This is a genomic window from Prauserella sediminis, from assembly GCF_014195435.1.
GTDB classification, from domain to species: Bacteria; Actinomycetota; Actinomycetes; order Mycobacteriales; family Pseudonocardiaceae; genus Prauserella; species Prauserella salsuginis.
The window spans coordinates 60,733-87,437 of record NZ_JACIBS010000006.1 but is presented as its reverse complement, the minus strand read 5'-3'; the positions used below and the strand labels follow the sequence as shown (position 1 = coordinate 87,437).

Here is a 26,705-nt window from a genome sequence, read left to right as displayed (position 1 = left end):
GACATGACGGCACCGCATGTGGCGGGCGGCCACGAGTTGACCGTCCGCCGTGGACAGTTCTGGGTTCCCGGCGAGCGCGTCGCGACCGACTACGGCACCGTGCAGCGCGCACCGATGTTCGTCTCCTGGGAGGCGCCGCCGGAGAGCGTCCACCCCGTCCCGCTCGTGCTGGTGCACGGCGGGGGCGGCCAGGGCACCGACTGGACCGGAACGCCGGACGGCAGGCCTGGCTGGGCGACGCGCTTGGTCGAGGCGGGGTTCGCGGTCTACGTCGTCGACCGCTGCGGACACGGACGCTCGCCGTACCACCCCGACGTGGTGGCACCGATGGGCGCGCAGCTGCCGTACGAGGCCGCGCGGGCCCTGTTCCTGCCCGACGATTCGCGGGCGGCCCAGACGCAGTGGATCTGCGAGCGCGACGTCGGCTCCGATCACCTCGACCAGCTCGTGTGCCCGATGGGGCCGTTGCCGGCGGATCTGGCCGAATCGCAGCGGTTGGACGCCGACCGGCTGGCCAGGCTTCTCGACATCGTGGGCGAGGCGGTGCTGGTGACGCACTCGGCCGGCGGACCGGTCGGCTGGCTCACCGCGGCCGCGCGGCCCGGGCGGGTCCGCGGCATCGCCGCCATCGAACCGGTCGGCCCGCCGTATGCGGAGATCCCGGGGCTCGGCACGCTCACCTGGGGAATCACGAGTGCGGAGATCCCCTGCGACCCGCCGGCCGGCTTCCCCGAGGAGGTTGCGGGACGGCGGATCCCGGGGCTGGCGGACAAGCCCGTGGCCGTGGTGACCGGCGGCGCCTCGGCGTTCGCCGACTTCGCTCCGCAGGTCGTGGACTTCCTGAACGGCGCGGGAGCCGCCGCGCGACGTATGCACCTGCCCGACCTCGGCATCACCGGCAACGGCCACGGACTGATCTTCGAGGCCAACTCGGACGAGACCGTCAAGCCGGTCATCGATTGGATTCTGACCACCGTCGCGCCGCAGCAGCAGGCCGCGGAACGGACCAAAGGACGGACATCATGAACAACCTGCACGTCAGTGAGCACTTCGACGCGCTCATGGAGCGCCTCGACAGCATCACCCCGGTCTTGGAGGAGAACGCCGACCAGGGCGAGGAACTGGGCCGGCTGTCCGACGAGGCGGCGAAGGCGCTGTGGGAGAGCGGGGTCTTCAAGGTCGGCGTCCCCCGCGAACTCGACGGCTACGAGTTCTCCCCGCGGCAGGTGATCGACACGATCGCGAAGGTGTCCTACGCCGACGCCTCGGCGGGATGGGCGTTCATGGCGCTGCAGATGATCACCGGGACGACCGCGGCGTACCTGGGGCAGGAGGCAATCGCCGAGCTGTTCCCGGACACGGCAGACGACCGGTACGCGCTCATCGCCGGCCAGGGCACCAAACTCGGGACCGCGGTGAAGACCGACGGTGGGTACCGCATCAGCGGGCATTGGCATTTCGCGTCGGGGATCTCGATGGCGACCCACATCCACACCGCCGCGCTGTGTGAGGAGACCGGTGAGGCGCTGATCTTCACGCTGCCCAAGGAGCAGGCGACCGTGATCGACAACTGGGACGTCATGGGCCTGCGCGGGACCAGCAGTCACGACTACGTCTGCGAGAACCTTTTCGTCCCGGAGAGTCACGTCTATGACATCGCGACCACGGACACCCGCCACGGCGGCGCGATCTACCGGATGGGACTGGCCAACATGTCCGGCATCTGCCACACCGGGTGGGCGCTCGGGGTCGGCAGGCGGATGCTCGACGAGATGCGGGCACTGGCGGCCAAGAAGAGCGGTGCTCCGAACGCGTCGGTGGACACCCAGCAGTTCTACGCGGAATACGCCCAGGCCGAGGCGAAACTGCGTTCGGCGTGGGCGTGGGCGATGGACGTCTGGGCCGCCAACGAGGCCACATTGGACGCCGGTGAGGTCCTGACCACCGAGCAGGAGACGCTCACGCGGCTGATGCTCAACAACACGACGTGGTCGGTGCACGCGGTGGGGCAGACCGTCTACAAGTGGGCGGCCACCGCGGCGCTGCGACGGGGCGTGCTGCAGCGGTTCTTCCGCGATCTCCATGCGGGTACCCAGCACGTCACCTCGGGCCCGGTGGTGCTGCAGAACTGCGGGAAACTCCTGAGCGGCCTGGCGCCGAACGCGCGGTGGGTGTTCCTGGAGCTGCAGGAGGCATCGTGATGACCGAGCGCGACGAGGACCTGGCCCAGCGGTTCGCGGCCGCGTTCCGTGCCCATCCCGCCGGGGTCGCGATCATCACGGCCGATGACGGCGCGGGACCGGCCGGACTCACGGCGACATCGGTCATCTCGCTCAGTGCCCGTCCCGCGGTGCTGGCCTTCTCGTTGTCGGCGCAGTCGTCGGCGTCCCCGCGCATCGAGGCGGCGGGGACGGTGGTGGTGCATCTGCTGGGCGCCGGGGAGGTCGAGTTGGCGAAGCGGTTCGCAACGGGTGGTATCGACCGATTCGCACCGCCCTGCCGGTGGCACCGGCTGCCGACCGGTGAACCCGTCCTCTCGACCGTGGGCACGTGGCTGCGGGGCCGGATCGCCGACCGGCTCCCGGCCGGCGGATCGACACTCGTCGTGGTCGACGTCGAGGAGGCCGATCCGGGCACGGCGGCGGAGGTGCCGCTCGTGTACCGCGACCGCACCTGGTACGCGCTCGACGAACGGGCGGTGACGACGTGAGCCCGCCGCTGCAGGAGTGGGGCGTTCCGGCCGGCCGGGCCGAACTGGCCGTGCTCGCCGTACACGGCCGGGGCCAGGATCCCGCGTTCATGCGGGACACGTCGATGCGATTCGGCCAGGTGCCGGTCCGGTTCTTCGCCCCGGAAGCCGACGGCAACACGTGGTACCCGCTGTCGTTCCTCGAACCCGTCGAACGCAACGAACCCGCGCTCGGGCGGTCGTTACGTGTACTGGAGGACAGTCTCGTCGGGATCGCCCGGGCCGGGTTCGATGCGCGGCGTGTGGTGCTCTGGGGCTTCTCCCAGGGTGCGTGCCTGTTGTCACACCTGATCCTCACCGCGCCGCGGCCGGTGGCCGGTCTCGTCCTGCTGACCGGTGGTTACCTCGGCACGGAACCGCCGCTGGTGCAGGGGGAGCGGTTCCTGCGTGGCGTGCCGGCCGTGGTGCGGAGCGTCGAGAACGACCCGTGGGTGCCGCGAGACCGCGTCGAGGCGACGGCGGACGTGTTGCGCCGGGCGGGTGCCGCGGTCGACGTGCGCATCGATCCGGGCGATGAGCACATCATCACCGACGAGGCGTGCCGGTCGGCCACCGACCTGCTGGCCGGGGCCGCCGCGCGCACATCGCAGGTGTGACCCGGCTTCCTGCCACATCTGCGCCGGGACCACGATGGGCGCGGTCCGGGAGGCAGTCGTCCCGCGGCGAGATGGATGACTGCCCCCAGGGTCGGGGCACGATCGGGTGAGAATCGCTGCGGGCGGCAGCAGGCGGGACGGCGTTCCGGTCCCCGAGACGGGTGCGGGAAGGGGAGACCCGCCGACCCCGCAGGCGGCTGATCGCCGGGATGTGCAGGCGAAACCGGTATCGGGCGGCCGAGCTCGTGGTGAGCGTGGGCGCGACGGCCGCCCCACCCGTCCACACCACTGGGCGGGCGTTATCGTGGCGCGACAACACGGTGATCAACCCGTGACAACGACGTCGTCGGCGGTCGAATCGGCCGATCCGGTGGCATAGCGCAGAAAACGGCCATGGCGTCGTCCGCGTCGTCGCGCGACGGCGTCCTGTGGTGCGGTCGCACGCGGTCGCCGGTGCATCCGGGGCCGTCGCAGTTCCCGCGTCGTCACCGTTCCCGTGGTTTCGCCTCGCGGCAGTGAGCGGCGGACCGACCCATGGCGTGCCCGCACCGCAGGCCGATCCGTCAATCCCGCCCGGCAGGAGGTATCCGCACCGTGCTCGAAGCGAAGCGTCACAAGGTAGGAAGGGTGGCCCGCGAGGTCTACCGCGCCATGCGTGACCAGGCGCGCACCCAGGACGTCGAACGACTCGAAGCCGAGGTGGCGGAACTTCGCAAGGATGTCAGGCGTGTGCTGGACCGGGTGGTGGAGTTCGAGATCCGGTCGCGGCGCGACACCGTCTACGCGGGGGATCAGGAGGCGGCGCTCGAGAGCCACCATTTCGCCAGGGAGAACATGATCGGGGCGGAGCACTTCCGGACCCCGGCCGAGACGCTGCGCCACGCCGTGTCGCTGGCTCCGACCGGTGGTATGGCGCTCGAGTTCGGCGTGGCCACCGGCAACACGCTCCGGCTGATCACGACGATCCGGGACGACAAGCAGGTCTTCGGGTTCGACTCGTTCCAGGGGCTTCCGGAACCGTGGCTGGTCGGGATCCAGGCGGGCACGTTCGCGCGTGAGGACCTGCCGGAGGTGCCCGGCGCGGACCTGGTGGTCGGCTGGTTCGAGGACACGCTGCCCGATTTCCTCGACCAGCATCCCGGTCCGGTGGACTTCCTGCACGTCGACAGCGACCTCTACAGCTCGGCGAAGACGGTCCTCGATCTGGTCGGTCCCCGGCTGCGGCCCGGCAGCATCGTCGCGTTCGACGAGTACTTCAACTACCCGGGCTGGCAGGAGCACGAGCACCGGGCCTGGCAGGAGTACGTCGAACGTACGGGCACCGAGTTCACCTACGAGGCCTACACGTACGCGAACCGTCAGGTGGTCGTGCGGATCACCGGCTGAATCGCCGCGCGGCCCGTCGCGCCCCGTGCCGCGCCGTTTCCCGTGATGCGGCCGGGGCTCGATTCCACGGCCGTGCGGAGGGACGGGCCGCGGCCGGACGCGGGGCTCGCCGGGCCCGGGGAGCTCGGGTTGCAGGATTCGGGCGTTCAGCCGGGGTCGGGCGGGTCACCGCGCCGTTCCGGGTGCTGCGGCCGTGACATCGAGCGCGCGGACCTCGGCGAGGCTGTCGGCCAGGGTGCGGCTGGCGAGTACATTGAGGACGGCCTCTTCGGTGTCGGCACTGAGCCGGCTGAAGAACTCCGCCGTGTTCGCGGTCACCTCGCAGGACGCGGCGGTGTCGGGGCGGCACGCCCACAGCGGCTTGTCGCCGACCGAACACCGGTAGATCTCGGCGAGGGTGATCTCCTCGGCGGGTTTGGCGAGCCGGGCTCCGCCGGCGCGGCCCTTCGTCGATTCGACGAGGCCGCCGTGGACCAGGGGTACCAGGAGTTTGCGGACCAGGCTCGCGTTCGTCGCGAGGACCTCGGCGAGCTGGGCCGAACTCGACGTCGGCGGATCGGCGGGATCCTGCTCGGCGGTGACGGCGAGGTAGAGCAGCGCCTTGAGCGCGCTCGAGAATCTGATGTCCAGCACGTGCTCGTTCACCGCCCTCCGTGTCGCGGCTCCAGCGTACCGGTGCCGAGCTGCCGAGCCATTCCCGCGCGCCGAATGGTATGTAACACAGTTACAGTTCCGGTGCGGATATGTATGTTTGATGGGAGCAATTTTTGTCCCGGGGCTCGGGTTGCGGCGCCGTCCCCGACGACGCGTCCGGCCCCGACAGTGCACCGTCGAAACGCAGTAGGAGCAGCATGTCCACACGCGCGGCACAGGCCCTCGCCCGCCCGTTCACCCTGGGATCGGCGGAGCTGCCGAATCGGATCGTCATGGCACCGATGACGCGGGCGTTCTCGCCGTACGGAGTCCCGAACGAGGATGTCGCGGCGTACTACAGCAGGCGGGCCGCGGCCGGCACCGGGTTGATCATCACCGAGGGCACGTACATCGATCACCCGTCGGCGGGCGACATCGGCAAGGCGCCGCGGTTCCACGGCGAGGACTCCCTCGCCGGTTGGCAGCGCGTCGTGGACGCCGTGCACGCCGAGGGCGGCACGATCATGCCGCAGCTGTGGCACGTGGGGATCCAGCGAGTCGCCGGGAAACCGCCGTATCCGGAGGCGCCGTCGGTCGGCCCGTCCGGGGTGGCGCTCGACGGTACCGAGCGTGCGGGGGAGACGCTGACCTCGTCGGACGTCGACCGCATCATCGAGGCGTTCGCCGAGGCGGCCGCGCAGGCCGAGCGGATCGGCTTCGACGGCGTCGAACTGCACGGCGCCCACGGCTACCTGATCGACCAGTTCCTGTGGGAGCGCACCAACCGGCGAACCGACGCCTACGGCGGTGACGCGGTTTCGCGGACGAAGTTCGCCGCCGACATCGCGGCGGCCGTGCGCGAGCGCGTGTCGCCCGAGTTCCCGGTGCTGTTCCGGTTCTCGCAGTGGAAGGCCGACAACTACGACGCGAAGCTCGCGACGACGCCGGACGAACTGCAGGCGCTGCTCGGCCCGATCTCCTCGGCCGGCGTGACCGCGTTCCACGCATCCGGCCGTCGTTACTGGGAGCCGGAGTTCCCCGAGTACGACTCGGCGCTCAACATCGGCGGCTGGGCCCGCAAGGTCACGGGCAAGCCGGTCATCACCGTCGGTTCCGTCGGTCTCGACGCCGTCTTCAGTCCGGAGACGTTCCAGGGTGCGGGTGCCGGCGTGCAGAGCATCGAGGGACTGATCGAACGTTTCGAACGCGACGAGTTCGACCTGGTGGCCGTCGGCCGGGCACTGCTCGCGGACCCGGAGTGGGCACGCAAGGTGCTCACGGGTCGCGAATCCGAACTCGTCCCGTTCACCAAGGACTCCGTCCAGACGCTCCACTGACGGCGGGTCGCGGCGCGCGGAGCCGATGCGGTCTCGCTCGGTACCTCACAGCGCGGCCGGCGAATCATCGCGTCGGCGGCTCAGCGCTGTGAGGTCGTGGCGGCCTCCGCGGCCGAGGTGGTGTAGAGGTCCCGCTGGAAGCGTTCCCGGATGGAGGCCACGGCGACGAACGTGACCGCGGCGGTGGCGATGATGTACAGCGCCACCGACCACGAACTGCCGGTCGCCGCGAGCAGTGCGGTCGTGATGAACGGCGCGAGCCCGCCCGCGAACACGGACGCGAACTGGTAGCCGAGTGAGGCGCCGGAATAGCGCACGTCCGCGGGGAACATCTCCGCATAGAGCGTCGCCTGTGGTCCGTACATGGTCGCGTGGATCGTGAAGGCGACCAGCAGGGCGAGGAACACCAGCGGTACCGATCCGGTGTCGACGAGCCAGAACATCGGGAAGGCGAACGCCGCCATCAACACGGTGCCGGTGAGGTACAGCTTCTTGCGGGTGCCCATGCGGTCGGTCAGCGCGCCGAAGAACGGCATGGTGACCACCTGCGTCAGACCCGCGATCATCACGCACCACAGGATCGTCGCCTGGGACATGCCGATGTGTGTGGTGGCGTAGTTGAGCATGCCGCTGATGAGGAAGTAGAAGGTGGCGTTCACGACGAAGAACGCGCCGGCCGCCTGCAGGATCTGCCGCCAGTGCGAGCGGACTGCGTCCACCAGGGGCGCTTTCCGCAACCCGGCTTCGTGTTTGGCGGTGGCGGTCTGTTGCTGCAGTTCGCGGAACACGGGCGTGTCCTCGATCTTCAGCTGGACATAGCAGCCGATCAGCACCAGCAGGAGGCCGGAGAGGAACGGGATGCGCCATCCCCAGCTGGTGAACTGCTCCTCGGTCAGCGCGGTGGTCAGCAACACGAAGAACAGGTTGCCCGCGACGGCGCCGAGAACCGCGCCGGTCTGCACCAGGCTCCCGTAGAACCCGCGGCGTGCGACCGGTGCGTGCTCGGTGAGCAGCAGCGCGGCCCCGCCCCACTGCGCGCCGACGCCCAACCCCTGAATCAGGCGCGCGACGACGAGGAGGATCGGAGCCCAGACGCCGATCGTGGCGTAGTCGGGCAGCACGCCGATGGCGAAGGTCGCCACGCCCATCAGCAGCATCGCGGCGACGAGCGGCGGTTTCCTGCCGAATCGGTCTCCGACGTGGCCCGCGATGATGCCGCCGAGGGGACGTGCGACGAACCCGACGGCGAAGGTGGCGAACGAGGCCAGCGTGCCGGCCACCGGACTGGCAGCGGGAAAGAACAACGGCCCGAGCACCAGTGCCGCCGCCGTGGCGTAGATCAGGAAGTCGAACCATTCGAGGGCGGTGGCGAATACCGCCGCTGCGGCGAGTCGCCCCATCTTGGTGGTGTGATCCGACGGGTTCATGCGCGTCCACCTCCGGGTCGCGTCATTGCGTCCGTGGTGCCGGGACGGGAGAGTTTTGTGGGAACGACAAGAACGATCGTTCGTGCACGTTAGCGAAGCGGTGTGTCCGCGGCAAGAGGTACCGGAGTGACGTACCGGAGTGAGGCGGCGGAGTGGGGCGGCGGAGTGGGGCGGCGGACCCGGTCAGCGGGGTAGCGGCCCCTCGAGTAGTGCGAGGGCGTAGCGGGCGTACTGCTCTGCCAGTTGGCCGCGACTCAGCGCGCCGTCGCGGCGGTACCACGACGCGATCGCCGCGACGGCGCTGAGGATCGCGCGCGCGGCGTCGCGTGCGTACGGCGTCCGGAACGCACCGTCGGCGGCACCCTGGTCGATGATCCGTTCGAACGTCGCCTGGGTGGCATCGCGATGCGACACGAGCGCGGTCCTGTCGTCGGGCTCGAGGTAGCGCACCTCGTTCGTGGCCACGAGCGTCGCGACCTGGTGATCGACGACGAAGCCCACGTGGGCGCGGACCGCCTCGCGCAGCTGCGACGGCGCGTCGTCCCCCGCCTCCTCGACCGCACGCAGCACGCGGTGCTGCAACTCGTCGTTGGCGTGCCGGAGCACCGCGGCCAGGAGTTTCGACTTCGAGGGGAAGTAGTTGTACAGGTTCGACAGGCTCGTTCCCGCCCCCTTTGCGACATCGCGCATGGAGGCTCCGTTGAAGCCCCTGGTGCCGAATGCCTCCAGTGCGGCGTTGAGGATCACGGCCTCGTTGCGGCGACCCGTGTCACGGACGAGAGCTTCGGGCGAACGAGCATTCATACACGTACCGTAGCCGACTGAAACGGGGCACGAGTGGCGCGTTGACAGCAGGCATCGGAGGCTGGTTGTCTCGACAACAAGAACAGTTGTTCATGTCGGCGAAAAGGTGGTCGATGGACGACACCGATAGCGGCCCCTACTTCGAGGACTTCGACGTGGGACGGGTGTTCACCGGCGCCGCGCGTACCTTCTCCGCGGACGTCGTCGCGGCGTTCGCGGAGATCAGCGGTGACCGGGCCGCACTGCACACCGAGTACGGCCGCACGCGAGACGGGCGACCGTTGGTCCACGGGCCGCTCGTCCTGGCCTCGTTCTTCGGCTGGCATCACGATCTCGGGCTGTCGACGCACGTGGAGGCGGCGTTCGGCACCGAATGGGACTTCGTGGCTCCGATCCACGTCGGCGACACGGTCACCTACGAGATGACTGTGACCCGGGCGCGTCGCACATCGGGACTGCGGTCCGGGGTGATCGGGCGGCACGTGACGGTGCGGAACCAGCACGATCAGGTGGTGCAGGAGGGGCGAACCTCCGCGCTCGTCACCGCACGGCATGCCGTCGACGACGGCGAGACCCGGCTCGGTCGATCGTTTCCGACGACGGCGTGGGCGCACGCGCTCGCCGAGCGACTGGAGGCCGCAGCGGCGTTCACGACGGCGACCGGCGAATGGGACGGCACGATCGGGCTCCGCTTCGGCGACGACACCGTGCTCTTCCGGGTGTACCGGGGCCGCGTGCTGGAGTGCGGAACGCGCACGCCGCACGCACCGACGTTCGTCCTCGGGGCGACCGATCTGACCTGGACGCGGCTGATCACCGGACCCGTCAACGATTTCACCGGACGGACGATGCGCGGCGAGTTCTCGGTGTGCGGCAGCGGGTACGAGTATCTGCGGCTGACCTCGGCGCTGGTGGCACTGGTGGACGAGGCTCGGGAGCTGGCACGGATCGGCAGTGCGGCGCCCGCGAACCCGGTGCGGGCCCGAGCGGTGGGTGAGGTGTGATGAAGGCCGAGTATCTCGACGTCGGCGGTACGCGGTCTTTCGTGCTCGAGGAAGGGCAGGGGCGAGGGGTCCTCTGTCTGCACACTGCCGGGCAGAACGGCGTGCAGTGGCGGGACACGCAGTCCGCGCTCGCCGCCCGCGGCTATCGGGTGATCGTCGCGGATCTGCCCGGTCACGGGCGGTCGGAACCCGCGGCCGGCGGTCCGGTCCGTGATCTCGCCGAATACGCGACGTGGTGTGAGGAGCTCATCGACCTGCTCGACCTGGACCGGCCCTTCGTCGTCGGCTGTTCGATCGGTGGTGGAATCGCGCTGCAGTTGGCGGCACGGCGGGGCGGGCGTCTCGGCGGCGCCGTTGTCATGGCGGCGCACGGCGGGTCGGACGTGCCTGGAATGAGCGTGCGGGGTCTGGGCAGGGAACTGGTCGACGCCGCGGCGCCGAGCCGTTCCGACCGGACCTACTTCGGTACCCGTGCGGTCGTCGGACGGAGCGTGCCCGCCGCACGGGCCGAGCTCATCGCGCGCATGCACCGCCGGGAGGATCCCCAGGTGTCGACCAGTGACCTGATCGGCTGGGCGACGCACGACGTACGCGCGGCGCTGCCCACGATCGCCTGCCCGGTGCACCTGGTGGTTGGCGATGACGACCTGTGGGTCGATGTGCGCGACGTCCGCAGCACGGCCGCGGCGATCTCCGACGCACAGTGCAGTGTGCTCGAGGGCGTCGGTCATTACCCGATGGAGGAACTTGAGGACTTCGCGGTCCTGCTGCAGGAATGGCTCGACGACCTGGCCCTGCGATCCATCGGGAGGCAGCGTGAACACACCTGAGTCCGCGACGTTGACGGAGCTGCTCGCGGCCGGCGATCCGGCGTCCGTCGCGATCATCGACGGCGGGCCGGAACCGCGTCGCGTGACCCGTGAACAGTTGTGGCGCCGTGTCCTCGTGGTCCGGGACGAGCTCGAGGCCCGCGGAGTGGACGAAGGTGACTGTGTCGGCGTGTGGTTGCCGAACTGGTCCGACGCCCTGGTCTGGCAGTTCGCCGCCGCGGGACTGGGCGCGCACGTCATCGGGATCAACACCCGCTACGGCATTGCCGAGGTGGCCCACGTCCTCGACCACGCGCGGCCGAAGGTGCTGGCGGTGGCTCACGACTTCCTGGGACTCGACCTCGTCGGCACGCTCTGCGGCGCCGCGGAGCGGAGCGGTGTCCCGGTCCCGTCCGTGGCGGTGATCGCCGGGCCCGGCGGAGATGCGGTGTCGGGCACTGATCTCGCTGAGTACGACATCGGTGCAGGTGCGTGGACCCCGATGGGAGAGGCCGGGCCTGCGGAGCCGTCCGGCACCCTGCGGCACCTGCCGGACGCCCTGGCCGTCGCGTTCACGACGTCCGGTTCGACGGGCATGCCGAAACTCGCGGCGCACCGCGGCGGCGCGGTCGCCGAACACGCGCGGAACGTCGCCGCGGCGGGCGGATGGGACGCCGCCTCGGTGAGTCTCGTCGTCCTGCCGCTGTCCGGTGTGTTCGGGTACGTCCCCGCGATCACGGCCATCGGCTCCGGCGGTGCGGCGCTGCTCGAGCCACGGTTCGACCCGGACCTCGTGCTGCGGCACATGGCCGAATTCGACGTCACCCACCTCGCCTGCGCGGACGACGTCGTGGGCAGGCTCGCGGCCGCCTGGTGGGCACACCCGATCGAGCTGCCCCGGTGGCGCCGGATGCTGATGGCCGACTTCTACGGCGACTCGCACCGGCTGTCGGCGTGGGCCGAGGACGAGACGCATACGTCGGCGATGGGTGTTTACGGATCCAGCGAGGTGTTCGCCCTGGCCGCGTTCTGGGACCGCCGCGACACGGTGCCGGCGCGCTGGCGGGGTGGTGGCAGGCCGGTGTCCGAGCGGTTCACGGTCCGTGCGGTCGATCCGGTGACCGGCGAACCGCCTTCCGAGGGTGAGCCGGGTGAGCTGCAGTTCCGTGGCTATCCCGTCGTCGACGCCTACCTCGGTGACGACGACGGCGTGATCCGCGCCCGCTCGTTCACCGACGACGGCTGGTTCCGCAGCGGAGACCTGGGTGTCGTGCACGCCGACGGGAGTTTCGATTACCTGTGCCGCATGGGCGATTCGCTCCGCCTGAAGGGTTTTCTCGTCGAGCCCGCGGAGATCGAAGCGCGACTCGCCGAGCACGCGAGTGTCGCCCGCGCCAAGGTCGTCGGCGTGCCGCTCGCCGGCGAGACGCACACGGTCGCGTTCGTCGAACCGGATCCCGACGGCGGTGCCGTCGCCGACCCGGACGCGTTGCGGGCGTGGTGCGAGGAGACGCTCGCTGCGTTCAAGGTGCCCCACGACGTGCGGGTGATCGACGACATGCCGATGACGGCGGGGACGAACGGGTCCAAGATTCGCACGGCTGCGCTGCGGGAGCTGGCCGAGCGGATCGTGGCCGGTGACGGCCGGTGAACGCAGCCGGCCGTCACCCGCCTGTGGCGATCAGGACCGCTCCGCCTTCTCCTGCTCGTAACGCTCGGTCATCGTCGCCACGGCCTGGAGCTGTGCTGCGGCGTAGTCCTCGCGGGTGCTGCGGGCGCGCTGCTTCGCGGCGAGCGTCTGGTCCGCGTGCGAGACGGACCCGCCCTGGAAGTGCGGCATCACGTGCTGGGCGATGAGTTCGTAGGAGCGTTTCGTCGCGGCCGGGTTGGCCCATTCGTGGGCGAGCAGCAGCATGCAGCCGAACCCGCCCGACTGGTCCCACAGCCGCTGCACCTGGGCGCGGGCGTCGTCGACGGTGCCGATCGCGCCGACACCGGCCTCGTTGATGAAGTCGATCATCTCCCGTAGGCGGTTCCCTTCGACGGCCATCTGCGGGAACGCGGCCGTCTTCTGGAAGTAGTCGAACCACGTCTCGATGCCGTACTCGACGTCGCGGTAGGCCTGCTCGCGGGTCTCTGCCACGTGCATCAGACCCACGAGACGCCAGTCCCGCCGGGAGACCGGCTGCCCGTAGTGGGCCGCCCGCTCCTCGACGACGCCCCAGTGGTGGGCGAGCGCGTCGAATCCGTCCTGCGTCATCGTGGCGCCGATCGACAGCAGCCCGGCTCCGTACCTGCCGGCAAGCCGGGGGCCCGTCGGGGAGGCGACCGCCGCGACGGCGATGTCGAAGCACGGCTCGGTGTAGGGCCGCAGGTGCAGCCGCGCGTCGACCAGGTTGTGCGTCCTGGTCTGCTCGGTGACGGCCTCGCCGCGGAGCAGTCGCATGATGATGTCGAGGTCGACCTCCATGAGCTCACGCGTGTCCGTCGGCGTGAGCCCCAACATCATCGAGTCGCTCGGCAGCGACCCGGGACCACAGCCGAGCATCGTCCGGCCGCGCGTCAGGTGGTCGAGCAGCACCATGCGCTCGGCAACCCACAGCGGATTGTGGTAGGCGATCGAGGTCACGCCGGTGCCCAGCTTGATCCGCCGCGTTCGTTCGGCGGCCGCGGCCATGAAGATCTCCGGTGACGCGATCAACTCGGTGCCCGCCGAGTGGTGTTCACCGATCCACGCCTCGTCGTACCCGCAGGCGTCCAGATGTTCGACGAGTTCGAGGTCGCGCTGCAGTGCCAGCGTCGGGTTCTCGCCTGCGGGATGGAACGGGGCGAGAAAAGTGCCGAAGCGCAATCGGTCCATGGGGCTCTCCTTGAGCTCGTGGTGCTCACGGCGGTCCCTCCGAACGTAAGCCGGATCACATCCGGTGGTTGTCCAGATATTCGACACCTCGGCCGCCCCGGCTTCCCGCCCGTACGGGTGATGTACGAGGGGGTCACGGTTGTCCATTCAGGTTTACAACCCTTAGTCTCATGTAAAGCCACGTCGAGGAGGTCTGTGATGAGCGCGAAGGCAACGGTGCCCGCCGGCTCGACGGAGCGGTGGACCGACCGCAAGCGGTACCTGTGGTTGATCGGTCTGGTCGTGCCGTCTCTGGTGTTCCTGGCGATCGGCCTGCATGCGGCGACCGGCTGGGGCGTGTGGCTGTGGCTGGGGCCCGTCGTGATCCTGATCGTCGTCCCGGTGCTCGATCTCGTGGCCGGGCTGGACCGGAGCAACCCGCCGGACGAGGTGATCGAACAGCTCGAGAACGACCGGTACTACCGGTGGATCACGTACGCGTTCCTGCCGATCCAGTACGCGGGATTCGTCGTCGCGCTGTGGATGATCATGCGTGGCGGGCTGTCCACCGTGGACAGTGTGGGGCTGGCGATCACGGTCGGCTGTGTCGGCGGCATCGGTATCAACACCGCGCACGAACTGGGCCACAAGAAGGAGAGCCACGAGCGGTGGCTGTCGAAGATCGCGCTCGCCCAGAGCTTCTACGGGCACTTCTACATCGAGCACAACCGCGGGCACCACGTGCGGGTGGCGACGCCCGAGGACCCTGCGAGCAGCCGGGTGGGGGAGAGCTTCTACCGGTTCTGGCCCCGCACCGTCGCCGGCTCGCTGCGTTCGGCCTGGCGACTCGAGCGCAAGCGCTACGCCAGGCGCGACCGGCATCCGTACCGGATCGGCAACGATGTGCTCAATGCCTGGCTCATGTCGGCCGTGCTGTGGGCGCTGCTGATCGCCTGGCTGGGCATCGGTGTGCTGCCGTACCTGCTGATCCAGGCAGTGGTCGGGTTCTCGCTGCTGGAAGTCGTGAACTACATGGAGCACTACGGCATGCTGCGGCAGCAGCGGGGCACACCCGGCCGGCGCCGGTACGAGCGCGTCGACCCCAGCCACAGCTGGAACTCCAACAACATCGCGACGAACGTGCTGCTCTACCACCTGCAGCGGCACAGCGACCACCACGCCAACCCGACCCGCCGCTATCAGACCCTGCGGGACTTCGCCGAGTCGCCGGTGCTGCCCACCGGGTACGCGGGAATGATCGTGCTCGCCCTGGTGCCGCCGCTGTGGCGGCGTGTGATGGACCCTCGGGTCCTCGAGCATTTCGACGGGGACATCTCCCGCGCCAACATCCAGCCGAGCAAGCGGGCGAAGGTCCTCGCCCGGTACGGGCACGCCACCACGCCGGAGGCGCCCGAGGAGATCACTACGCCGGAGGCGCTGAAGGAGGCCACGGCGCCGGAGGCGCCCGAGGCCACCGTGCCCGAGGGGGCCACGACGCCGGGGACCGCGAACGAGGCAGTGGGCGCCGACTTCCGTGGCGACGCGACCGGTGGGGGAATGTGTCCCGGCTGCGGGTACGTCTACGACGAGCGGACGGGGGACCCGCGGGAGGGCTTTCCGGCGGGGACGCCGTGGTCGGCGATCCCTGACTCGTGGTGCTGCCCGGACTGTGGGGTCCGGGAGAAGGTCGACTTCGTCGTCGCGGGGACGGCGCGGGCGTGACGCGGTTCGCGGCGGACCTGACCGGGGAGCGTCCGCCTAGAATGGTGATCATGGGTGACACTCTCGCGGCCGCGACGGCGGTCGGCGGTCAGTATCGGCAGCCGATCGTCGTCGCGGCCATCGAGATCACGGCGCGTGAGGGCTGGGCGGCCGTCACGATGGCCAGGTTGGCCGAGAGTGTCGGTGTCAGCCGCCAGACGGTGTACAACGAGGTCGGGTCGAAGACGGCGCTGGCCGAGGTCATGGTCGGCCACGAGCTCGACCGGTTCCTCGCCCTGGTCCGCGGTGCGTTCGACCGCCACCCGCGCGACCTCCCGGGCGCGGTCTACGACGCAGTCAGGGGCGTGCTTGCTCTCGCAGCCGACAACGTGCTGCTGCGTGCCGTCGCGTCGGCCACCCACGGCGCCGACACCGAGCTGTTGCCGCTGCTGACGACGCGGGCCGACGCGCTGATCACCGATGCGACGACCCTCCTGTCCGAGCGCGTGCGGTCGTATCCGTCGGGCGTGTCCGATGAGCAGGTCGACGTGGTCGTCGACGTGGTCGTGCGCGCCGTCCTGAGTCATGTCATGCAACCGTCGGACACGCCGGAGCGCACTGCCGACGGCCTGGCGTGGCTGGTCCGGAGGGTCCTCGACGACGGTGCCTCGGGGCCCCCGCTGCGGTACGGCGGGCGCTGACCCGCGCGCTACCTGACCCAGCGGTAGCGGTGTTCGGGGCGGCCCGCCGAGCCGTAACGCATGCGCAGTTCGGCCCGGCCGTCGGCGCACAGGTATTCGAGATACCGGCGCGCGGTGACACGGGCGATCCCGGCGCGTTCGGCGACCTCGACGGCCGACAGGTCCGATCCCGCCGCGCGCAGTGTCTCGGCCACCAACCTGGCAGTCTCGGCGGTGAGGCCCTTCGGTAGCTCTTGTCGGGTGGTGGGCCGTTGGACCCCGAACACGCTGTCCACGTCACGCTGCGTGACCTGATCGACGCCGCTGAGCTTGTCCCTCGTGGCGGCGAAACGTTCCAGCTGTTCGCGCAGCGCGTCGAGGTCGAACGGCTTGATCAGGTAGTAGACGGCGCCGCCGTGCATGGCCCTGCGGACACTGTCGACGTCGCGCAGCGCGCTGATGACGAGCACGTCCGCGGGCGCAGTGCCGCCGGCCCCGCTCGTGGTCCGCAGCTGCCTGAGAACGTCGATGCCCGACATGTCGGGCAGGTAGAGGTCGAGCAGCACCAGATCCGGCCGGTGCGCCTCCACCGCCTCCAGCGCCGCCGCGCCGGTGTGCACGACCGCCGTGACGGCGAACCCGCGCATCGACGCGACACAGTCCGCGTGGTTGCGGGCCACGCGCGCGTCGTCGTCGACAACGAGCACCGACAGCACCAGGGCACCTCTCGTGGATCTCGGCGGGTCCGGGGCGCGGCGTCCGGCCGGGGCCGGACGCGCTATCGCGCATCTTCCCGCACGGGCAGGAACGCGCTGAACACGGTCTCCTCGGCGGAGTCGACGTCGACCCAGCCGCCCCACCGGGTGCACGCCTGGCGCACGAGTGCCAGGCCGAGTCCCCGAGGGGCGTATCCACCCGGTGTGCGGTCCTTGGTGCTCACGCCCGCGGTGAACACGTCGTCCCCGAGCGCGGGGTCGATGCCGGGCCCGGAGTCGGTGACCCGTACTTCCAGCAGGCGGTGGTCGTCGTCGTGCAGGCGGACGAGCAGTTCGACCCAGCCGGCGCTGCCGACGGCGTCGAGCGCGTTGTCGACGAGGTTGCCGACGACGAGCAGCGCGTCGTCTCGCAGGCGCTGCGGCAGGTCTGCGGGCACGTCACTGAGCGCAGCGAGCTCGAAGTCGACGCCCTGCTCGGCGGCCTGTGCGGATTTCGCCAGCACGAGCGCGGCGAGCGCGGTGTCGGCGACGTGCTCCGACACCCGGGTCGAGGCCTCGGTCGTCGTGGCCGAGAGCTCGGCCAGATACTGCCTGGCCTCCGGGACGGCACCCAGGTCGAGCATTCCGCTCACCGTGTGGATCCGGTTGGCGAACTCGTGGGTCTGCGCCCGAAGTCCGCCGACCATGGTGCGCACACCGTCGAGTTCACCGCCGAGCCGGACAAGTTCGGTGTGGTCGCGCAGGGTGACGAGCCTGCCCGTGCCCTGATCGCCGATGCGCACGGCCCGGTGCTCGCACACCAGGAGGCGGTCGCCGACGGGCAGGAACAGCTCGCCGGTCGTGTCCTCCGTGCCCGCCAGCATCGCACGCAGCCGTGGGTGCAGGCCCAGGTCGGCCGGGCTGCGGCCGACACAGTCGTCGGGCAGATCGAGCATCGTGCGTGCCGAGTCGTTGGCGAGCAGCACCGCTCCGTCGGAGTCGGCCGCGAGTACGCCCTCGGAGATGGCGTAGAGGAGGGCTTCCCTGCTTTCGAGGAGCTCGGTGATCTCCCGCGGTTCGAGCCCGTGCGTCTTCGCCCGGATCCGGCGCGAGATGAGCCACGCACCGCCCGCGCCGACGACGAGCGCGAGCAGCAGCCCCGCGCCGATCGTGGGCAGTGTGCTGGTGGCCGCGAGCGACACCCGTGAGGACAGCACGCCGACCGACACGTAGCCGACGACGTCTCCCGCCCGGGATTCCACGGGCACCCGGGTGCGCAGGGTCAGCCCGGCGGGACCCCATTCGGTCCCCGTCCAGGTGTTGCCTGCGAGCACGTGTGCGGGGTCGGTGTGCGGCCGCCCGCCGATCTGGGCCGGGTCCGGATGGGAGTGGCGGATGCCGTCTGCGTCGACGATCACGACGTAGCGCACCTCCGCGGCGCGACGGATGCGCTCGGCGAGCGGCGCGATGTCGCCGCGATGCCGGGGGTCGGCGAGGTAGTCCCGCACGCTCGGCAGCTCGGCGACGGACTGGGCGAGCGTCAATGCACGTTCGGTGTACTCGTCGCGCACCTCGCGATACTGATTGACCGTCCACAGTGTACCGGCAGCGAGCAGGGCTCCGAGCAGCAGAATCGTGATCGAGAGGAACAGGTACCCCGTCAGCGACAGCCTGGGACGGCCGCACCGGATGCGGCGGGCCGTCACGACGCCGGCTCCGCGACGGCCGCCGGTGATGCGGGTGAGACCAATACGACCATTACCGATCCAATGCACACAACGCTCGTGGGCGCGGCCACGCCCGGTTCATGATGTCGCAAATCGCCGTACATCCGGGTGAAACACCCTCCCCGGAGCGTGCCGGCGGGCGAACTCGGTGACCAACGGAGGCAGGAGAAGCGCCCATGCTCAGTATCGTCGGCTTCGGGGTGATCGCAGCGATATCGACGCTGCTGATCCTCGGCCGGATCGCTCCCGTCGTAGGACTGACCGTCATTCCGACGGTCGGGGCCTTCCTGGCGGGGTTCAACGCCGAGGAGATCGGCGAGTTCTTCGAATCGGGGCTCGCCTCGGTGTTGAACGTGGCCGTGATGCTGGTGTTCGCCATCCTGTTCTTCGGCATCATGAACGACGTCCGCCTGTTCAACCCGATGATCAACCTGATGGTGCGGATCAGCCGGGGCAATGTCGTCGGCGTCGCCATGGTCACGGTGATCATCGGGGTGGTCTGCCACCTCGACGGTTCCGGTGCCACGTCGTACCTGATCGCGATTCCCGCGCTGCTCCCGCTGTACAAGCGGCTCGGGATGAGCCCGTACCTGCTGATGCTGCTGCTCAGCACCAGCATGGCGATCCTGAACATGCTGCCGTGGGGCGGTCCGGTGGGCCGCGCCGCCGCGTCCACCGGCCACGACCCGATCGAGCTGTGGCAGGGTCTGATCCCGCTGCAGATCGTGGGCATCGTCATGTTGCTCGGCATGGCCGCGCTGCTCGGACTGCGGGAGAACCGGCGGATCGCCGCGCGGGCCGTCGCGATGACGGAGCCGGAACCGGTCCTGGCGGGCGCCCGATCGACCGGCACCGGTGGCAGCTCCGCGGGTTCCGGCGACTCCGCCGTTCCGGACAAGCCGGCGAGCGGCTCCGGTGACTCGTCGACCGGCGCGGACGACTCCGTGGCCGGCGACGGGCACTCCGAGGCGGTGGCGGGCAAGCCGTACCGGCCCTGGTTCAACGGACCGCTCGTCGTGACGCTGCTGGGTGTCCTGGTGGCGGACGTGCTGCCCGCGGGTCTGGTCTTCATGTTGGGCCTGAGCGCCGCGCTCGTGGTGAACTACCCGAGGGTGTCCGACCAGATGGAGCGCATCCGCGCCCACGGCGGTGGTGCCCTCGGTACCGGAGCGATCATCCTCGCCGCCGGCTGTTTCCTCGGCGTGCTGGAGGAGTCGGGCATGCTGCGGTCGCTGGCGACCGATCTGATCAACCTGCTGCCGGACTCGGTCGTGCCGCTGTTGCACCTGATCGTCGGTGTACTCGGGATGCCGCTCGAACTGGCGCTGAGCACGGACGCGCATTACTTCGCGCTGTTGCCGCTCGTGCACGACGCGGCGGCCCAACTGGGTGTCGGTTCGCTCACGGTGGTGTACGCCGTACTCATCGGCAACGTGATCGGGACATACATCAGCCCGTTCAACGCCTCGGTGTGGCTCGGCATCGGACTCGCCGGCGTCGACATGGGCAAGCACATCCGCTACTCGTTCCTGCCGATGTGGGCCTTCAGCATCGCGATGCTCGCGGTCGCCGTTCCGCTCGGGATCGTCGCACTGTAGGTCGTCAGGCCAGGGCTTCGACGGCATCACGGACCGCCGCACCGATGGCGAGGTCGACGTCGTGCTGGATCCTGGCGGTGCGTTCGGAGGTCGTGAGCGCGGCGACCGCGACCCGGGACGTGCCGTACTCGACGACGCCGATCTCGTGGCGCAACGTCAGGAACGAGCCGGTCTTGCCCGCGATCCGGATGTCGTCGGCCTGGAGGTCGGCGCCGATGCGAGGGCTGGTGACCTGCCGGGACATGGCCTCGCGCACGGTCGCGGTGGCGGCAGGCTCGGCGATGTCGCCGGTCCAGATGCGGCACAGGAGGTCGACGAGTGCGGCGGCGGATCCCACGGTCGCGCGGTGCACGTCGAGCGAGTCGATCACGTGACCGCCCCTCGGGCGGGCGCCTTCCACGGCGAGGCGGCGCCCGAGCGTGAAATCGGGTCCGGCGACCCGGGTCGCGGCCTCGTACATCAACTGCATCGGGTGGCGGACGTGGATCGCGTCCACGCCCCACTGGCGCAGCCGGGAGGTGACCTCGGGTGGTGGAACGAGCTCGAACAGCGCGTCCGCGGCGGCGTTGTCGCTGACTGTGATCATCTGGAGCAGCAGGTCGTCGATCGCGCACGTCGCGGGATGCCGGAACGCCGACAGTCCCGTGGGGCCGTGGCTGCGTTCCGCGGGCTCGAGGGTCACCATCGTGCCGCCGGCCAGCTCGCCCTGCGCGATCCGGTCGGCGACCACGAGGGCCAGCGGCACCTTGGCCACGGAGGCGAGCGGCCAGGGCCGGTCGGGGTCGACGCAGAGCTGGCGGCCGGTGTCGATGTTGCGGGCGACGAATCCTCCGTGGACACGGAGGTCGCGCCAGCGGTTGCAGATGTGGTCGGCCAGTTGGAGGAGCTCGGCCGAATCGCCCGACATCGGCGGTGTGGTCACGTCCGCTCCTTCGATCGCAGTGGCGCGCGGCCGGGTGCCACAGCGCCGGGTGAGCCGGAGTCGGGCGCCCCGGAATTGGGTGAGCCGGAATTGGGTGAGCCGGAGTCAGGTGAGTCGGAGTCGGGTGAGTCGGAAGGACTCGGCACCGGGGTGTCCGGTTCGGCGGAGACGGCGGCGCCGAGCAGGTCCAGAGCGTGCGTCCGCAGTGGACCACGGGCGAGCGCGGCCGGCAGGGGATCGCGTTCGGCGAGCCGGTATCCCCGCAGCATCGGGGGATCGGCCAACGGTGCCCACGACAGACCGTGCCGACGAGCCTCGGCCGCGGTGCAGAACAGGTGCGCCCGGCCGGCCAGCGCCTCGGCGAACGCGATGTGGGGTGGCTTCGCCCGCAGCAGCGCGGGCGACAGGCCGGCGGCGTCGGCCGCGGCGTGGAGCCGTTCGCCCTGCGGGGGCTCCAGATCGTGCGGCAGTACGAGGACGGGACGTGCGGCGGCCCCGCGCCGAGGCCGCAGCCCGCTCAACCGGACGGGACGGTCGCTCCCGCCGGGTGCGGACGCGGCACCGAGCCGCACCGTCCACCGTGCCGACGCGGGCTCGCAGCGGACGATCGTCCAGGAGCTGTCGGCGGGTGGCTCACCTCCGTTGTCGCATGTGAGGTCGACGGCCAGCTGCGCGTCGTCGAGCAGCCGCAGCAGCCGGGCGAGCGCGGCGGGATCCGACTCGGAGGGAGCAGCCAGCGTGACGATCGTCGGGTCGGCGTCGCGGATGGTGCGCACGAGATGATCGGCCTGCTCGACGAGATGGCGGGCACGTGGCAGCAGCGCCACGCCGTCCGGTGTCAACGCGATCTGCCTGCGTGATCGGTCGACGAGTTCGACGCCCAGTTCGCGCTCCAACGTGCGAAGGCGACGGCTCAGCAGCGGCTGGTCCAGACCGAGCCGCAGCGCTGCCTCCGACACACTGAGTTCCTCGGCGACGGCGACGAAACCGCGCAGATGCAGCACCAGATCCACAGTGCACAGTATCGCGTACGGGCGGAGTCGTGTCCTATGTCGCGCCGACATGGGCTCATGCGTGTGCGTCCTTGGACGGGCGGGCCGTCCCGGTGCCATCGTTCGCTCCGAACGAACAGGGAGGAGATGCGGGTGGACAGCAGGGAAGGGCTGAGCAGGCGCGCCGTGCTCGCGGGAGCGGCGGCCGGAGCGGTGACGGTCGGCCTGCCGGCCACGGCGGCGGCCGGCAGCGCGCCGCAGCGGAGTGCGGGTGGCGAGGAACGCGTGGACGAGGAGTTCACCGAGCTGGAACGCACGTACCGGCGGCGCCTCGGCGTCGTCGCGATCAATGCGCGCACGGGTGCGACGCTGGAACATCGGCCCGACGAGAGGTTTCCGATCTGCTCGGTGTTCAAGGTGCTGCTGGCCGCGCGGATCCTGCGCGACTTCCCGTCGAGCGTGCGGGACCGAAGGCTCACCTGGACCGCCGACGACCTGGTGATCAACTCGCCGGTCACCGAGGTCACCATCCGAAATGGTCTGACGGTCTCGCAGCTCGTCGAGGCGGCGGTGACGGTCAGCGACAACACGGCCACGAACCTCCTCATGCGCGAGTTCGGCGGCCCCGCCGGCGTCACCGGGTTCGCGCGGTCGGTCGGCGACCCGGTCACCCGGATCGACCGGTGGGAACCGGAGATGAGCACCGGTGCGCCCGGCGACGAGCGGGACACCACCTCGCCGCGGGCGATCGCGCGGACGTTCGGAACACTCGTGCTGGGCAGCGCGCTGCCCAGGGCGGACCGGCGGCTGCTGACCACGTGGATGCTGGCGAACCGGACCGCCGGTCCGGTGTTCGGTTCCGGCGTGCCGGCGGGCTGGAAACTGGCGGACAAGACCGGATCGGGCTGGTACGGCGTGCGCAACGACGTCGGCATCACGTGGACACCCGACGGCGTCCCGCTGGTCGTCGCGGCGTTCACCCGGGGCACGCACTACGAGGACGACACCCTCAGCGAACCGATCGCCGCCGTCGCCGAGTCCGCGTGCCGGCGCCTCACCGGTGGGGACGTCTAGCGACCGTGGCGTGCCGCGGGGCGGGTCTCCGGAACGGTCCCGCAGAACCGCCCCGCGGCGGGGCGGACGTCTCAAACGTCGAGCAGATCCTCCAGCCGGATGGGGATTCGTCGCACGCGGACCCCGGTGGCGTTGTGGACGGCGTTGGCCACGGCCGCCGCCATCCCGACGAGGCCGATCTCGCCGAGCCCACGGGCGCCGAGATCGCTGAGCAAGGTGTCGGGATGCTCGACGAACCGCACGTCCACGTCGGGGATGTCGGCGTTGACGGGAAGGAGGTAGTCGGCGAGGTCGCGAGTGGCGACCCTGCCGTCGGCGTCGAACTCGATGCCCTCGTGGAGCGCTGCGGACACACCCCAGATCATCCCGCCCATGAGCTGGCTCCGCGCCGCCTGCGGGTTGATGATCCGGCCCGCGTCGAACACGCCCAGCAGCCGCGACACGCGGATCTCCCTGGTCAACCGGTGCACTCGCACCTCGCAGAACTGGGCTCCCCACGAGCCGAACGAGTGTTTCGTCGTCTCCTCCCCGGGGGCGGTGGTGCCGGTGGTGCCCAGTGTGTCGCGACCGGTCGACCGCAGCACCTCGCCGAACGTCATCGGTGCGCGGTCCGCGCCGTCGAGGGCGTACACCCTGCCGTGGGCGTAGCCGACCTCGCGATCACGGAACGGGCCGTCGGGTGACGCGGCGAGCGTGAGCAGCTGCTCGATCACCGTGCTCGCGGCCACCATCGTCGCCGAACCCGCGCTCGCGGTCGCCGTGGAACCGCCGGACAGGCCGCCCGGCGGAAGTCGTGAATCGCCGAGCAGCGGGGTGACGCGGTCCCGATCGACGTCGAGCGACTCGGCAGCCACGATCCCCAGCACGCCCAGCAGGCCGGTACCGGGGTCGGCCCCGGAGGCCGCGACCGTGGCGGTGTCGTCGGCATGCAGTGTCACACCGACCGTTGCCGGGAATCGCAGACCCGGGAACATCGCCGTCGCGGTTCCCATACCGACCAGCCAGTCGCCGTCGACCCGGCCGCCGGGTGATCGCTGGGCCCAGCCGAACCGGGCCGCCCCGATCTCGAAGCACTCGTCGAGGTGTTTGCCGGACCACTGCAGGTCCTTGCCGGGAGGGGCGGCCGAATTGTTGCGCGTGCGCAGCGCGATCGGATCCATCCCGAGCGACGCTGCCAATTCGTCGATCGCGCTCTCGAGGGCGAACGATCCCGGACCTTCACCCGGCGCGCGCATGAAGGTCGCGGGCGGGATGTTGAGCGGCACCGCCTTCTGACTGATCTCGAGGTTCTCGGTGCGGTACCACCGACGCGACGTGCCGTGCGAGGTCGGTTCGACGAAGCCGAGGTCCGGCGTGGTCGACGACCACGAGTCGTGCCGCACGGCGACTAGCGCGCCGTTCCCGCGTGCGCCGAGGGTGATGCGCTGCACGGTCGCGGGCCGGTTGGCGGTGGCGGTGAAGACCTGCTCGCGGGTGAGCGCCGCTCTGACCGGCCTGCCGAGCTCCCGTGCCGCGGCAGCGGCGAGCACGGCAGGCATCGACGTGGCCTTTCCGCCGAACGCGCCGCCCACGACGGGATTGACGACCCGCACCGCATCGGCGGGCAGTCCGAGGCCACCGGCGAGGTCGGAGGCCACGAGGTGGGAGGCCTGGTTTCCGGTGTACACGGTCAGCTCGCCGCCCGCCCACACCGCTACGGCGGAGTGAGGTTCCATCGCCGCGTGGTTCTGCGCTGCGGTCTCGTACGTCGCGTCGATCGTCACATCGCTCGCCTCGAGCGCGTCCTCGATCGAGGCGACCCCGTCGGCCAGTACGGAGAGCGAGGGCGGGGCCTCACTCGCGGCGGGCTGCGCGTCGACGGCCGACGCGAGTCCGTCGGCGAACGAGGTGGCCGCCGGCCGCTCGTCGTAGGTGACCTCGACGAGCCCCGCGGCGTCCCGCGCCTGCTCGAAGGTCTCCGCGACGACGAAACCGATCGGCTGGCCGTGGAACGTCACGTTCGTGTCCTGCAGCGGAAGCCACATCGGACCGAGTAACGGCGAGTTGACCGGATGTAACGTGAGAGGCTCGAACGGCGTGTACACGCCGAGCACGCCCGGTGCCGAGCGGACGGCGCCGACGTCCATCGACGCCACCTCGCCATGGGCGACCGTACTGAGCAGCAGAAAGCCGTGGGCGGCACCGTCGATGACGTTGTCGAGCGCGTACGTGGCGCTCCCGGTGACCTTGAGCGGGGCGTCCGGCCTGGCGATCATCGCTCGCCTCCTCCGGTCAGTTCGAGCAGGGCGCGGACGAGGGTCCGTTTCAGCAGCGGCACCTTGAATCCGTTGTGTGCCAGCGGTTCCGCGCCGTGGGCGGCGATCTCGGCTGCCGCCGCGAACGACGATTCGGTGGCCGGTTCGCCGCGTAGCGCGGCCTCGACCCCGGGAAGGCGCCACGGGATCGTGCCGACCCCGCCCGCGGCGATTCGCGCCTCCGCGACGACGCCGCCGGTGACCTCGAGCGTCGCCGCGACCGAACACAGTGCGAACTCGTAGGAACGGCGGTCGCGGATCTTGACGTAGGTCGAGTTGGCCGCGTGCTCGGGATGCGGGACGAGGACGTCCGTGATCAGCTCGCCGGACCGCAGATCGTTCTCGATGTCCGGGGTGTCGCCCGGGGTGCGGTAGAAATCGGTCAGCGGGAGGGCGCGTGTACCGTCCGGGCCGGTGATCCGGAGCTCGGCGTCCAGCGCGACGAGGGCGACGGCCAGATCGCTGGCGTGCGTGGCGGCGCAGTGCCGGCTCGCGCCGAGGACGGCGTGCATGCGGTTGGTTCCGCCGATCGCACCGCATCCGCTGCCGGGACTGCGTTTGTTGCACGGCATCGTGGTGTCGCGGAAATAGCCGCACCGGGTGCGCTGCATCAAATTTCCGCCGATGGTGGCCATGTTGCGCAGCTGTTGTGACGCGCTGAGCGTCAGGGCGCGGGTGATGGCCGGCGGCACGCCGGGGTGCGCGGCGACGTCACTCATGCGTTCGAGGGCTCCGATGCGCAAGCCGTCCTCGGTGCTGATCCCGCGGAGCGGGAGGGCCGTGATGTCGGCGACGCGCGGCGGTGTGACGACGTCGAGTTTCATGAGGTCGACGAGGGTCGTGCCACCGGCCAGAAAGGTGTGTCCGCTCGCGACGGCCTCGTCGACGGTCGCCGGCACGGTGAGCTCAAACGGTCGCATCGGTTCGCCTTTCCTCGGCGCCGGCCCGGCGGACGGCGGCGACGATGTTCGGGTAGGCCGAGCAGCGGCAGAGGTTTCCCGACATGAACTCGCGAACCTCGTCGGGGTCGTCGATACCCTGCGCAGCGGCGGCGACGGCCGACATGATCTGCCCGGGTGTGCAGAACCCGCACTGCAGGGCGTCCTGATCGGCGAACGCCTGCTGCACCGGGTGGAGGCCGTCGGAAGTGGACAGTCCTTCCACGGTGGTGACGGGGTCTCTCACGGTGGCGGCCAGGGTGAGACAGGACAGCGCCGTCCTTCCTCCGATGTGGACGGTGCAGGCGCCGCACTGGCCGCGGTCGCAGCCCTTTTTCGGGCCGGTGATGCCGAGGTGTTCGCGTAAGGCGTCCAGGAGGGTGACGCCGGGGGCGATGTCGAGGTGTTCGGTGGTGCCGTTGATCTGGAGTGCGATGTCCATGGGATCCGTTCCGCGCAGTTCGGATGCGCTTCGAGGGCGGAAGGGAGAGACGGAAGCG

At 70.3% G+C, this 26,705-nt stretch carries 24 protein-coding genes; 13 read left to right on the top strand and 11 right to left on the bottom strand.

The features are described 5' to 3' along the window. Positions 1-3 precede the first annotated feature (3 nt). The 5 genes from FB384_RS22905 (at position 4) to FB384_RS22885 (ending at position 4,731) form a co-directional block, all read left to right on the top strand. Positions 4-1,026 carry an alpha/beta fold hydrolase gene (locus tag FB384_RS22905; RefSeq protein WP_221213561.1) on the top strand — a complete coding sequence of 341 codons (1,023 nt, stop codon included), beginning with the start codon at positions 4-6 and terminating at the stop codon, positions 1,024-1,026. After that, positions 1,023-2,201, top strand: a complete 1,179-nt coding sequence (locus FB384_RS22900) for an acyl-CoA dehydrogenase family protein (protein WP_183786901.1) — start codon at positions 1,023-1,025, stop codon at positions 2,199-2,201. The genes FB384_RS22905 and FB384_RS22900 overlap by 4 nt, the downstream gene beginning before the upstream one ends. Continuing rightward, a complete protein-coding gene (locus FB384_RS22895; RefSeq protein ID WP_183786900.1) occupies positions 2,201-2,710 on the top strand; it encodes a flavin reductase family protein in 510 nt (169 codons plus the stop codon). Before FB384_RS22900 ends, FB384_RS22895 begins: the two co-directional genes overlap by 1 nt. Further along, entirely contained in the window at positions 2,707-3,345 is a 639-nt protein-coding gene (locus FB384_RS22890) for an alpha/beta hydrolase (protein WP_323985412.1), read from the top strand. Before FB384_RS22895 ends, FB384_RS22890 begins: the two co-directional genes overlap by 4 nt. A 594-nt stretch (positions 3,346-3,939) precedes the next feature. After that, the gene (locus tag FB384_RS22885; RefSeq protein ID WP_258938445.1) at positions 3,940-4,731 is read left to right on the top strand and encodes a class I SAM-dependent methyltransferase; all 792 of its coding nucleotides are present in this window, start codon (positions 3,940-3,942) and stop codon (positions 4,729-4,731) included. Positions 4,732-4,896: 165 nt separating this feature from the next. Here the strand turns inward: FB384_RS22885 and FB384_RS22880 are convergent, their stop codons facing one another. Next, on the bottom strand, positions 4,897-5,376 hold the full coding sequence (locus tag FB384_RS22880) for an RrF2 family transcriptional regulator (RefSeq protein WP_323985411.1): 480 nt from the start codon (positions 5,374-5,376) through the stop codon (positions 4,897-4,899). A gap of 206 nt (positions 5,377-5,582) precedes the next feature. Between FB384_RS22880 and FB384_RS22875 the strand changes: the two genes are divergently transcribed. Further along, a complete protein-coding gene (locus tag FB384_RS22875; protein WP_183786898.1) occupies positions 5,583-6,701 on the top strand; it encodes an NADH:flavin oxidoreductase in 1,119 nt (372 codons plus the stop codon). Between the two features lie 80 nt (positions 6,702-6,781). On the opposite strand, the gene FB384_RS22870 is transcribed toward FB384_RS22875, so the two are convergent. After that, on the bottom strand, positions 6,782-8,128 hold the full coding sequence (locus FB384_RS22870; RefSeq protein ID WP_183786897.1) for an MFS transporter: 1,347 nt from the start codon (positions 8,126-8,128) through the stop codon (positions 6,782-6,784). Positions 8,129-8,311: 183 nt separating this feature from the next. Next, positions 8,312-8,932: a TetR family transcriptional regulator gene (locus FB384_RS22865; RefSeq protein ID WP_183786896.1), complete on the bottom strand. Its 621-nt coding sequence runs from the start codon at positions 8,930-8,932 to the stop codon at positions 8,312-8,314. Between the two features lie 113 nt (positions 8,933-9,045). On the opposite strand from FB384_RS22865, the gene FB384_RS22860 reads away from it, so the two are divergent. Genes FB384_RS22860 through FB384_RS22850 form a run of 3 tightly spaced genes read left to right on the top strand, consistent with a single transcriptional unit; the run spans position 9,046 to position 12,396 of the window. Next, positions 9,046-9,936: a hotdog family protein gene (locus tag FB384_RS22860; RefSeq protein WP_183786895.1), complete on the top strand. Its 891-nt coding sequence runs from the start codon at positions 9,046-9,048 to the stop codon at positions 9,934-9,936. Then, a complete protein-coding gene (locus FB384_RS22855; protein WP_183786894.1) occupies positions 9,936-10,766 on the top strand; it encodes an alpha/beta fold hydrolase in 831 nt (276 codons plus the stop codon). The genes FB384_RS22860 and FB384_RS22855 overlap by 1 nt, the downstream gene beginning before the upstream one ends. Then, a complete protein-coding gene (locus FB384_RS22850; protein WP_183786893.1) occupies positions 10,753-12,396 on the top strand; it encodes an AMP-binding protein in 1,644 nt (547 codons plus the stop codon). Before FB384_RS22855 ends, FB384_RS22850 begins: the two co-directional genes overlap by 14 nt. Positions 12,397-12,426: 30 nt before the next feature. Here the strand turns inward: FB384_RS22850 and FB384_RS22845 are convergent, their stop codons facing one another. Further along, positions 12,427-13,605 (bottom strand): LLM class flavin-dependent oxidoreductase, encoded by a 1,179-nt coding sequence (locus FB384_RS22845; protein WP_183786892.1) that lies wholly within the window; start codon positions 13,603-13,605, stop codon positions 12,427-12,429. A gap of 198 nt (positions 13,606-13,803) precedes the next feature. On the opposite strand from FB384_RS22845, the gene FB384_RS27400 reads away from it, so the two are divergent. Next, entirely contained in the window at positions 13,804-15,306 is a 1,503-nt protein-coding gene (locus tag FB384_RS27400) for a fatty acid desaturase (RefSeq protein ID WP_183786891.1), read from the top strand. A gap of 41 nt (positions 15,307-15,347) precedes the next feature. Beyond that, positions 15,348-15,986, top strand: coding sequence for a TetR/AcrR family transcriptional regulator (locus tag FB384_RS22835; RefSeq protein ID WP_183786931.1), 639 nt, complete (start codon positions 15,348-15,350; stop codon positions 15,984-15,986). Positions 15,987-15,994: 8 nt separating this feature from the next. On the opposite strand, the gene FB384_RS22830 is transcribed toward FB384_RS22835, so the two are convergent. Together FB384_RS22830 and FB384_RS22825 are read right to left on the bottom strand one after the other, a co-directional pair. Next, on the bottom strand, positions 15,995-16,681 hold the full coding sequence (locus FB384_RS22830; protein ID WP_183786890.1) for a response regulator: 687 nt from the start codon (positions 16,679-16,681) through the stop codon (positions 15,995-15,997). Between the two features lie 62 nt (positions 16,682-16,743). Then, positions 16,744-18,366 (bottom strand): ATP-binding protein, encoded by a 1,623-nt coding sequence (locus FB384_RS22825; protein WP_221213560.1) that lies wholly within the window; start codon positions 18,364-18,366, stop codon positions 16,744-16,746. Positions 18,367-18,563: 197 nt separating this feature from the next. On the opposite strand from FB384_RS22825, the gene FB384_RS22820 reads away from it, so the two are divergent. Next, entirely contained in the window at positions 18,564-19,985 is a 1,422-nt protein-coding gene (locus FB384_RS22820; protein ID WP_183786889.1) for a CitMHS family transporter, read from the top strand. 4 nt (positions 19,986-19,989) lie between these two features. On the opposite strand, the gene FB384_RS22815 is transcribed toward FB384_RS22820, so the two are convergent. Together FB384_RS22815 and FB384_RS22810 are read right to left on the bottom strand one after the other, a co-directional pair. Beyond that, on the bottom strand, positions 19,990-20,907 hold the full coding sequence (locus FB384_RS22815; RefSeq protein ID WP_323985410.1) for a serine hydrolase: 918 nt from the start codon (positions 20,905-20,907) through the stop codon (positions 19,990-19,992). After that, a complete protein-coding gene (locus FB384_RS22810) occupies positions 20,904-21,920 on the bottom strand; it encodes a LysR family transcriptional regulator (protein WP_183786888.1) in 1,017 nt (338 codons plus the stop codon). Before FB384_RS22810 ends, FB384_RS22815 begins: the two co-directional genes overlap by 4 nt. Before the next feature lie 132 nt (positions 21,921-22,052). Here FB384_RS22810 and bla point away from each other — a divergent pair, with 132 nt between their 5' ends. After that, positions 22,053-22,973, top strand: a complete 921-nt coding sequence (bla, locus tag FB384_RS22805; RefSeq protein ID WP_183786887.1) for a class A beta-lactamase — start codon at positions 22,053-22,055, stop codon at positions 22,971-22,973. 71 nt (positions 22,974-23,044) lie between these two features. On the opposite strand, the gene FB384_RS22800 is transcribed toward bla, so the two are convergent. From FB384_RS22800 to FB384_RS22790, 3 genes are read right to left on the bottom strand one after another with little or no spacing between them, the layout of a single operon-like run. Continuing rightward, entirely contained in the window at positions 23,045-25,228 is a 2,184-nt protein-coding gene (locus FB384_RS22800; protein WP_183786886.1) for a xanthine dehydrogenase family protein molybdopterin-binding subunit, read from the bottom strand. Next, positions 25,225-26,187, bottom strand: coding sequence for an FAD binding domain-containing protein (locus tag FB384_RS22795; protein ID WP_183786885.1), 963 nt, complete (start codon positions 26,185-26,187; stop codon positions 25,225-25,227). The genes FB384_RS22800 and FB384_RS22795 overlap by 4 nt, the downstream gene beginning before the upstream one ends. Next, complete coding sequence (locus tag FB384_RS22790) at positions 26,174-26,647, bottom strand: (2Fe-2S)-binding protein (RefSeq protein WP_183786884.1); 474 nt, start codon at positions 26,645-26,647, stop codon at positions 26,174-26,176. The genes FB384_RS22795 and FB384_RS22790 overlap by 14 nt, the downstream gene beginning before the upstream one ends. Positions 26,648-26,705 lie beyond the last annotated feature (58 nt).

Coding starts and splice junctions, on each gene's coding strand:
- FB384_RS22900 (WP_183786901.1), top strand. CDS start 1,023: ATGAACAACCTGCACGTCAGTGAGCACTTCGACGCGCTCATGGAGCGC.
- FB384_RS22860 (WP_183786895.1), top strand. CDS start 9,046: ATGGACGACACCGATAGCGGCCCCTACTTCGAGGACTTCGACGTGGGA.
- FB384_RS22800 (WP_183786886.1), bottom strand. CDS start 25,228: ATGATCGCCAGGCCGGACGCCCCGCTCAAGGTCACCGGGAGCGCCACG.
- FB384_RS22835 (WP_183786931.1), top strand. CDS start 15,348: ATGGTGATCATGGGTGACACTCTCGCGGCCGCGACGGCGGTCGGCGGT.
- FB384_RS22855 (WP_183786894.1), top strand. CDS start 9,936: ATGAAGGCCGAGTATCTCGACGTCGGCGGTACGCGGTCTTTCGTGCTC.
- FB384_RS22790 (WP_183786884.1), bottom strand. CDS start 26,647: ATGGACATCGCACTCCAGATCAACGGCACCACCGAACACCTCGACATC.
- FB384_RS22895 (WP_183786900.1), top strand. CDS start 2,201: ATGACCGAGCGCGACGAGGACCTGGCCCAGCGGTTCGCGGCCGCGTTC.
- FB384_RS22870 (WP_183786897.1), bottom strand. CDS start 8,128: ATGAACCCGTCGGATCACACCACCAAGATGGGGCGACTCGCCGCAGCG.
- FB384_RS22875 (WP_183786898.1), top strand. CDS start 5,583: ATGTCCACACGCGCGGCACAGGCCCTCGCCCGCCCGTTCACCCTGGGA.
- FB384_RS22820 (WP_183786889.1), top strand. CDS start 18,564: ATGCTCAGTATCGTCGGCTTCGGGGTGATCGCAGCGATATCGACGCTG.
- FB384_RS22865 (WP_183786896.1), bottom strand. CDS start 8,932: ATGAATGCTCGTTCGCCCGAAGCTCTCGTCCGTGACACGGGTCGCCGC.
- FB384_RS27400 (WP_183786891.1), top strand. CDS start 13,804: ATGAGCGCGAAGGCAACGGTGCCCGCCGGCTCGACGGAGCGGTGGACC.
- FB384_RS22905 (WP_221213561.1), top strand. CDS start 4: ATGACGGCACCGCATGTGGCGGGCGGCCACGAGTTGACCGTCCGCCGT.
- FB384_RS22845 (WP_183786892.1), bottom strand. CDS start 13,605: ATGGACCGATTGCGCTTCGGCACTTTTCTCGCCCCGTTCCATCCCGCA.
- FB384_RS22795 (WP_183786885.1), bottom strand. CDS start 26,187: ATGCGACCGTTTGAGCTCACCGTGCCGGCGACCGTCGACGAGGCCGTC.